This window comes from Methylobacterium ajmalii, assembly GCF_016613415.1.
Classification (GTDB): Bacteria; Pseudomonadota; Alphaproteobacteria; order Rhizobiales; family Beijerinckiaceae; genus Methylobacterium; species Methylobacterium ajmalii.
In genome coordinates this window covers 1-7,002 of the sequence record NZ_JACWCT010000075.1, presented here as the reverse complement: position 1 = coordinate 7,002, position 7,002 = coordinate 1, and the positions used below count along the sequence as shown (strand labels likewise).

Sequence of the window (7,002 nt, the reverse complement as noted above, 5' to 3'; positions counted from 1 at the left end):
CGTGCGGACGACGCCCCGTGCCCCGCGCCCGGCCCGGTCCGCGCCGCGCCCGGCCGGCGCTCTCGACCGGATCCGCGGACGGGCGGACCGGATCCTGCGGCATCCGGCCGGCATCGTCGGCGGCCTCCTCGCCCTCGGAGCGGTGGCGGCGGTGGCGGCGAACGCCCTCAGCTTCCAGACCGGGCGCCACCCCGCGCCGCTCTTCGCCAAGGCGTCGCCCGACAAGGCGCCCTCGGACGGCAAGGGCTCGGCTGGCAAGGACCCCGGCGGCAAGGACACCGCGGGCAAGATTCCGGCCGACCGGCTGGCGCCGGACACCCGCGCGGCGCAGGCGGCTGGCGAGTTGCCGCCGCGCGCCGCCAAGCCCGATGTCTCGAAGCCGGACGGCATCGGCGCCCTGTTGCGCGACGATCGCACCACCGCCTCCCTCGGCCCGAAGGCCGAACCGGCCAGGGCCGCGAAGGCGGCGCCCGGACGGGAGACCGCCGGGCGCGAGATACAGGGCCGCGAGGCCCCCGCCAAGGCCGCCTCCCACGCGCCGGTCCGGGAGGCGCGGGCATCGGAGCCGAAGGCATCGGCCCTGCACGCGGCGGCGCCCGCGACGGGGCTCGTCAAGCCCGACCGGTCGGTCGCCTATGCCCAGCGCGCCCTGATCAAGCTCGGCTACGGCCCGCTCACCGTCGACGGCATCGCCGGCCCGACCACCCGGGCGGCGCTCGCCCGCTTCGAGCGCGAACGCCGCCTGCCCGGCGCCAGCGTGGCGCGCCGGACCCTGCAGGAGCTCGAGGCACGTTCGGGCCTCAAGCCGGAGTGAGGCAATCGGGCCGCTTCGGGCGGCCCGGTCTGCGACGGTGCCTTCGGCGGCATCCCCTTAAGCTGAGGGGTCGGTCCCGCCGAGGCTTCAGGGAGCCTGCGCGATCCGTGCGATCGTGGTCGCGCGGGAGGCCGGCATTCCAGCCTCGCCCTCGTCCCGTCGGGGCGCCGATCGATTGGTGCCCCGGGACGAGGTCGACCGCGTCGCCGGGAACGACCGGGAAGAGCCCGGCCGGACGGGTCCGCCTACTTCCCGAAATCCACCTTCGCGCCCCGCTCGACGTGCTTGGCCAGATCCCGCGCGTCCCAGTTGGTCAGCCGGACGCAGCCATGCGACTCGGTCTTGCCGACCTTCTCCGGCTCGGGCGTGCCGTGGATGCCGTAGCCGTCGTTGCCCGAGAGGTCGATCCAGACCACGCCGACCGGGTTGTTCGGGCCCGGCTTGATGGTGAACTTGCGCTTCGTCTCGACGCCCTTGAACTCGTATTTCGGGTTGTAGGTGTAGGTCGGGTCGAACGCGACGCCCTCGACCTTCAGGACGCCGCTCGGCGCCGGCTTCTCCTCGCTGCCGATCGAGGCCGGGTAGGTGTGCACCAGGGCGCCGTCCTCGGCATAGGCGCGGACCTGGAGCGCGTCCTTGTCGACCTCGATCCGGCTGACCTTCGGCATCTCGGGCAGCTCCTTGGCGGGAATGCGTCCGGTCTCGAGCGCCGGCACCGCCGCCACCGTGATCACCGTGCCGGCCTTGGTCAGCGCCGCGTCGGGGTTGAGGTCCGTCAGCAGCCCCCGGCTCATGTGGAAGCGCTCGGCCAGCATCTCGGCCGGCGAGCTGTACGAGAGCGCCTTGAGGTCGGCCTGCTCCTCCATCTTGGGCGGTATCTCCTCCGCGAAGGGGCCGTCGACGTCCTTCTCGGTCAGGGTGTACTGCGTCACCGCCGGGTCGGGGCTGGTGCCGGAGAGGGCCTGCCACAGCGGCGCGTCGAGGCGGCCGGCGAAGGCCTGTCCCTTCGCCTTGGCGAAGGCCGCCAGCGCGCCGCGCAGGTTGTCGCCGTCGCGCCCGTCGATGGCGCCGGGGGAGAACCCGGCCCGGCCGAGGAGCACCTGCGTCCGGATCGTCAGCGGATCGGGGCGTTTCTCGGCGGCGGCCTTCTCCCTGCCCTTCTCCTTCGCGGTCTCGCGGCCGGTCTCCGCCTTGTCGGAGGCAGGTTTGTCGGGTGCGGATTTGCCGGGCTCCGCGGCGCCCTCCGCCGGCCCGGCTCCGAATTGCGCCTGGTTGATCGCCTCCGCGGTCAGAGGGGTCTCCGCGGCGCCGGCCGCACCCGCGCATCCCATCACCAGCAGAACCGCACCGAGCCTCGCCGCCGACCGCATCCGACCCTCTCCCGACTTACGAAGAACCGCAGAGCCTTAGAAGCGCCGGACGCGGGCGGACGTTCCCGCGCGGCATGGTCGACGGCCTGTCCCTATTGGCACAGGCGATGGCCGGCGGGCCGCTCGCGCTCGTCGAGATGGAGGTGGTTGGCGTGGGCCGGGTCCGAGCCCGGCCCGAGCACGGTGCGGAAGAAGCCGCAGGCGCGCGCCCGGACCGCCGCCTCGAACGCCGCTTCCGGCGTCCCCTCGCGGCTCGCGCCGACGGCGATCGGGGCCCGTCCCTCGACGACGAAGCCCATCACGTCGACCCCGTTGGCGTAGGCGTGCTCGCTGAGCTTGGCGCTCGGGTCGTGGTTCTGGCCGCGGCACTCGTATGACCCGCCGATCTGGAGCTTCTGCGGGGCCTTGCCGAGGAGGCGCTCGCCAGTCACCCGCACCTCGGTGCTCCAGCGGGCGAGCGCCTCGGCGGCGGTGCAGGTGAGGGTGGCGGCGGGCGCGAGCGCGACGCCGTCCGGCAGCACCGTCACCCGCAAGGGTCTGGCGGCCCCGCACATCCCGTCGAGGAGGGGCGCGACGGGCTCGGCCTTGACGCCGAGGCGCTCCAGCCGGCCCAGGCAGGCGTTGTCGTCGGGCACGATCGTGGCGGGCCCCGGCGCCGGGCCGGACGGCAGGTCGGCCGGCCGCTCGGGCGGCAGGGGGGCGGTCTCGGCGCCGGGGGCGGCCGGCGCATCCTTGCCGGGCTCCTTGCCCGTATCCTTGGCGGCGTCCTTCGCTGCATCCTTGGCGGCGGGTTCGGCGGGCCCGGATTCCTTGACCTCGGGGTGCCGGGCCGTCGGCTCCTTGATGTCCTCGGGCCGGGGCGGCGGCAGGGGAACCTGCTCGGCCGGGGTCCGGATCAGCGGCGTCCCGGTCGGTGCCTGGGCGACCGCCGGCCCCGCCAGCAGGGCGCACCCCATCAGTACGGCGAGGCTCCGCCCCATCATCGTCCCCGGCATCGCGCGTCCCCCCGTTCGCGCTCTCCAACGGCTGGCCAAGCGTGACCGTTCCGGCGGGTGGGCGTCCTCGGACAATCGGCGCGTCCCGCCGCGCTTGCGCCCCGCGCCCGAGGGTCTATCGTCGCCCGCCACACGAGCGAGAGGACCAGCATGCGCGGCGTCACGGCGGAGCACGAGCCCAACCCCTTCTCCGAGCCGGTCTGGACCACGCCCCACGGGCTGCCGCCCTTCGAGCGCATCGCTCCCGCGCATTACGAGCCGGCCTTCGAGCGGGCGCTCGCCCAGCACGTCGCCGAGATCGAGGCGATCGCCGGCAATCCCGAGCCGGCGGCCTTCGCCAACACCATCGGGGCGCTGGAGCGCTCCGGCGAGGCCCTGCGGCGGGTCTCCGCGACCTTCTTCAACCTGGCCGGCAGCCACACCAACCCGGACCTCCAGGCGGTCGAGCGGGCGGTGGCGCCGCGGCTGGCGCGCCACGGCAGCGCGATCTACCTCAACCCGGACCTGTGGGCGCGGGTCTCGGCGGTGTGCGAGGACGGCCTGACCGACGAGGAGAAGCGGGTGCGCGAGCGCTACCGCCTGCGCTTCCGCCGCGCCGGCGCCGAGCTCGGCGCCGAGGCCAAGGAGCGGATGGCCGCCATCGCCTCGCGGCTCGCCGAGCTCGGCACGCAGTTCAGCCAGAACCTGCTCGCCGACGAGAGCGGCTTCATGCTCGAACTGTCGGGCGAGGACGACCTCGCCGGCTTGCCGCCCTTCCTGCGCGCCGCGGCCAGCCGGGCCGCCGAGGAGCGCGGGCTTCCCGGCTCGCACGCCGTCACCCTGTCGCGCTCGCTGATCGAGCCGTTCCTGGTCTTCTCGACCCGGCGCGACCTGCGCGAGCGCGCCTACGGCGCCTGGATCCGCCGCGGCGAGAACGGCGGCGAGACCGACAACCGGGCGATCATCACCGAGACCCTGCGGCTACGGGCCGAGCGGGCGCGCCTGCTGGGCTACCCGAGCTACGCCGCCTTCCGCCTCGACGACACCATGGCGGGCAGCGCCGAGGCGGCGGTCGGGCTCCTGGAGGAGGTCTGGGCCCCGGCCCGCCGCCGGGCCGAGGCCGAGCGCGACCGCCTCCAGGCCCTCGCGCACGAGGACGGCCAGACCGCCGACTTGGCGCCCTGGGACTGGCGCCACTACGCCGAGCGCCTGCGCCGGCGCGAGCACGCCCTGGACGAGGGCGAGATCAAGCCGTACCTGCCCCTCGAGGGCATGATCCAGGCCGCCTTCGACACCGCGCAGCGCCTGTTCGGTCTCTCCTTCACCGAACTCGCGGAGGCGCCGCGCTATCACCCGGAGGTGCGGGCCTGGGAGGTCGCCGACCGGGACGGCACGGTGATCGGCCTCTTCCTCGGCGACTACTTCGCGAGGCCCAGCAAGCGCTCGGGCGCCTGGATGAGCGGCTTCCGCTCGCAGGAGCGGCTCTCGGGTCCGGTCACGCCGATCATCGTCAACGTGATGAACTTCGCCAAGGGCGGTGAGGACGAGCCGGCGCTCCTGTCCTTCGACGACGCCCGCACGCTCTTCCACGAATTCGGCCACGCCCTGCACGGGCTCCTGTCGAACGTGACCTATCCGATCCTCGCCGGCACCGCGGTGGCGGGCGATTTCGTCGAGCTGCCCTCGCAGCTCTACGAGCACTGGCTGGAACAGCCCGAGGTGCTGCGGACCCATGCCCGCCACTACCGCACGGGCGAGCCGATGCCCGAGGACCTGCTGGCCCGGCTGCTGGCCGCCCGCACCTTCAACCAGGGCTTCGCCACGGTGGAGTACACGGCGTCCGCCATCGTCGACCTCGACCTGCACCTGTCTCCGGAGGCCGAGGGCGGCATCGACCCGCTCGCCTTCGAGGCGCAGTCGCTGCGCCGCATCGGCATGCCGGCCGAGATCGCGATGCGCCACCGCACGCCGCACTTCCAGCACGTCTTCGCGGGCGAGGGCTACGCGTCCGGCTACTACAGCTACCTGTGGTCCGAGGTGCTGGACGCCGACGCCTTCGACGCCTTCCGGGAGGCCGGCGACATCTTCGACCCCGCCACCGCCGAGCGCCTGCGCACCTACGTGTACGGCGCCGGCAACCTGCGCGACGCCCGCAGCGCCTACACGGCCTTCCGCGGCCGGCTGCCGAGCACCGGGCCGCTGCTGCGCAAGCGCGGGCTGGCGGCCTAGGGGCTTAACCGCCGGCCGAGCGCCGACGCGGCCATGAGCCAGGCCGCGTCGGCCAGGAAGGCGAGCGAGGCCGCCGCCGCCGCGCCCTGGACCAGCGCCAGGGTGTTCTGGGTCTGGAGGCCGACGACGATCGGGGTGCCGAGGGTCTGGGCGCCGGCGAGCGCGCCCACCGCCGCTGTGGCGACCGCCAGCACCAGCACCACCCGCAGGGCCTCGAGGATCGGCCCCGCGGCGAGGGGCAGCTCGACCCGCAGGAGCGTCTGCGCCGGGGTGAGCCCCATCGCGGTCGCGGCGGCGCGCACCTCCTCCGGCACGGTGGCGAGCGCCCCGGCGGTGCCGCGCATCACCGGCATCAGCCCGTAGGCGGCGAGCGCCAGCAGGATCGGCGGCGCGCCGAAGCCGAGGACGGGAAGCGCGAGCGCCACCACCACCACCGGCGGCGCGGCCTGGGCCGCGGCCGCGAGGGTATCGAGCGAGGTGCGCAACGAGGCGCCCGCCGCCCGGGTCGCCAGGATGCCGAGGGCGAGGCCGGCTCCGCCCGCCAGGAGAAAGCCGCCGAGCGCCAGGACGAGATGATGGCGGGCGAGCCAGGCGAGGCGCCCGGCCGGCACCGGCGCGCCGGCCTGCAGCCCGAGCGCGCGCACGAGGGCACCGGCGACCTCGGGCAGGCTCAACCCGGCCAGGACGAGGCCGAGCGCCAGCGGTGCGGCGAAGCGGGGCAGGGCGCGGGTCATCGGGCGTGTCATCGGGCCTGTCATGCGGCTTCCCGTGCCGTCAGGAGCGCGAGCCCGGCATCGAGCGCGAGCGCCAGCCCGATCACCGGCAGCGCGCCGAGCAGGATCAGGTCCTGGGCGAACTGCGCCATGCCCTCGAACACCACCGCCCCGAGCCCGCCGGCCCCGACGAGGCCGCCGAGGGTGGCGAGCCCGACGCTCTGCACCGCCGCGACCCGCAGCGCCCCGGCGATCACCGGAGCGCCGAGGGGCAGGCGCACCCGCACCAGCGTCGCCCCGGGGGTGAGGCCCATCGCCCGGGCGGCGTGGAGCACCGCCGGGTCCGCCGCGGCGAGGCCGGCGGCGAGCCCCCGCACCAGCGGCAGGCACAGATAGGCGGCGGTGCCGATCACCGCCGGCACCGGCCCGATGGCCGACAGGCCGAGCCCCCGCAGGGCCGGCACGAGGGCGAGCAGGCCCGACAGGCCCGCCACCAGGCCGGCGAAGAGCGCCAGCGCGGGGACGACCTGCACGCCGTTGAGGAGCCCGTCGACGAGGCGCGAGGCCGGTCCGTCGCGCAGGCGCAGGAGCGCGAGCGGCCCCGAGATCGCGAGCGCGAGCGCGAGCGCGGCCCCGGCGAGCCCGAGATGCTGGAGGAACGCCGCGTTCACCGCGCCCGCCCGCGCCCGGTACTCGACCATGAGCGAGAGCGAATCGAGGAGCCCGCCCCCCGCGGCGAGCGCCAGGAACCCGAGGAGGAGCGCCGCGGCGACGAGGCCGCCCCATCGCGAAAAGACCGCCCGGGCCGCCTGCCCGGCGAGCCACGCCAGGGCGAGGCCCGCGAGCCAGGCGCCCGGGCCGAGGGCGGCGCGGGCCGCCGCCGGCTTGCCGACGAGAAGCCC

General features: G+C 75.4%; 6 protein-coding genes. 2 read left to right on the top strand and 4 right to left on the bottom strand.

From position 1 onward, the window contains the following. Positions 1-814 (top strand): peptidoglycan-binding domain-containing protein (locus HPY23_RS14305; RefSeq protein ID WP_200649634.1); only part of this gene is annotated, 814 nt, incomplete at its 5' end. 245 nt (positions 815-1,059) lie between these two features. Here HPY23_RS14305 and HPY23_RS14300 read toward each other — a convergent pair. Both HPY23_RS14300 and HPY23_RS14295 read right to left on the bottom strand, forming a co-directional pair. Beyond that, the gene (locus tag HPY23_RS14300) at positions 1,060-2,184 is read right to left on the bottom strand and encodes a L,D-transpeptidase (protein ID WP_091883517.1); all 1,125 of its coding nucleotides are present in this window, start codon (positions 2,182-2,184) and stop codon (positions 1,060-1,062) included. A 92-nt stretch (positions 2,185-2,276) separates the two neighbouring features. Continuing rightward, positions 2,277-3,179, bottom strand: a complete 903-nt coding sequence (locus tag HPY23_RS14295) for an extensin-like domain-containing protein (protein WP_236017674.1) — start codon at positions 3,177-3,179, stop codon at positions 2,277-2,279. Between the two features lie 150 nt (positions 3,180-3,329). Here HPY23_RS14295 and HPY23_RS14290 point away from each other — a divergent pair, with 150 nt between their 5' ends. Beyond that, positions 3,330-5,387, top strand: coding sequence for a M3 family metallopeptidase (locus HPY23_RS14290; RefSeq protein WP_091883514.1), 2,058 nt, complete (start codon positions 3,330-3,332; stop codon positions 5,385-5,387). On the opposite strand, the gene HPY23_RS14285 is transcribed toward HPY23_RS14290, so the two are convergent. Both HPY23_RS14285 and HPY23_RS14280 read right to left on the bottom strand, forming a co-directional pair. Then, on the bottom strand, positions 5,384-6,121 hold the full coding sequence (locus tag HPY23_RS14285) for an ABC transporter permease subunit (protein ID WP_091883511.1): 738 nt from the start codon (positions 6,119-6,121) through the stop codon (positions 5,384-5,386). The genes HPY23_RS14290 and HPY23_RS14285 overlap by 4 nt on opposite strands. A 20-nt stretch (positions 6,122-6,141) precedes the next feature. After that, the coding region (locus HPY23_RS14280; protein WP_200649633.1) for an ABC transporter permease subunit at positions 6,142-7,002 on the bottom strand (861 nt) is incomplete at its 5' end.

Coding starts and splice junctions, on each gene's coding strand:
- HPY23_RS14300 (WP_091883517.1), bottom strand. CDS start 2,184: ATGCGGTCGGCGGCGAGGCTCGGTGCGGTTCTGCTGGTGATGGGATGC.
- HPY23_RS14295 (WP_236017674.1), bottom strand. CDS start 3,179: ATGCCGGGGACGATGATGGGGCGGAGCCTCGCCGTACTGATGGGGTGC.
- HPY23_RS14290 (WP_091883514.1), top strand. CDS start 3,330: ATGCGCGGCGTCACGGCGGAGCACGAGCCCAACCCCTTCTCCGAGCCG.
- HPY23_RS14285 (WP_091883511.1), bottom strand. CDS start 6,121: ATGACCCGCGCCCTGCCCCGCTTCGCCGCACCGCTGGCGCTCGGCCTC.